The organism is Desulfocastanea catecholica (assembly GCF_054657295.1).
On sequence record NZ_BAAHYZ010000124.1, the window covers coordinates 1 to 606 of the forward strand.

The following is a 606-nucleotide window of genomic DNA, read 5'->3' on the forward strand; positions in this document are numbered from 1 at the left end:
TTTACTCTCCCCTGCCCTTTGCCGTACTTCGTGTCGGTGAAGTTTTTTTTGATCTTTATAAGCGAGTGGATGCACAAACCAGAAGGCACATAGTCGGAGCCGGATACAGTCTGCAGGAGATATCGCCTTTGGCGAGTAATTATTCTGTTTTCTGTCCTCTGTCTTCTGACTCCTATATGGGCCTATAGCTCAGCTGGTTAGAGCGCACGCCTGATAAGCGTGAGGTCGGTGGTTCAAGTCCACCTAGGCCCACCACCGCTGATACATTGGGGGTGTAGCTCAGCTGGGAGAGCGCCTGCCTTGCACGCAGGAGGCCATCGGTTCGATCCCGTTCACCTCCACCATGTCAGAAACCAGAAGGCCAGAAAGCAGAAACCAGGATGGTCGGCTGCTTCGCAGGTGGCAAAAACAAAAGAGTTACGAGTTGACTTTTGCTTTCAGCAGATATTGAAAGCAAAAGTCAGAACGTAAGTTTTGTGAATGTAACCCTGATCTTTGATAATTGAATAGTAGAGTAGTAGAAAATCCTTTGTACCGAGCTGATTCGGTGCTCCGGTGGGGTATTATCCCCCGCCATCGCACGGAAAACGGATCAATGCCGGCAAC

1 protein-coding gene and 2 tRNA genes are annotated in these 606 nt (G+C 49.8%); all 3 read left to right on the forward strand.

What is annotated here, in order from left to right:
• On the forward strand, positions 1 to 188 hold a 188-nt coding region (locus tag ACYQ8U_RS23150), incomplete at its 5' end, for a hypothetical protein (protein ID WP_459947921.1).
• A tRNA-Ile gene (locus tag ACYQ8U_RS23155) sits at positions 179 to 255 on the forward strand. The genes ACYQ8U_RS23150 and ACYQ8U_RS23155, both read left to right, overlap by 10 nt.
• A gap of 13 nt (positions 256 to 268) precedes the next feature.
• Positions 269 to 344: transfer RNA gene (locus tag ACYQ8U_RS23160), tRNA-Ala, on the forward strand.
• The last annotated feature ends 262 nt before the right edge of the window (positions 345 to 606 follow it).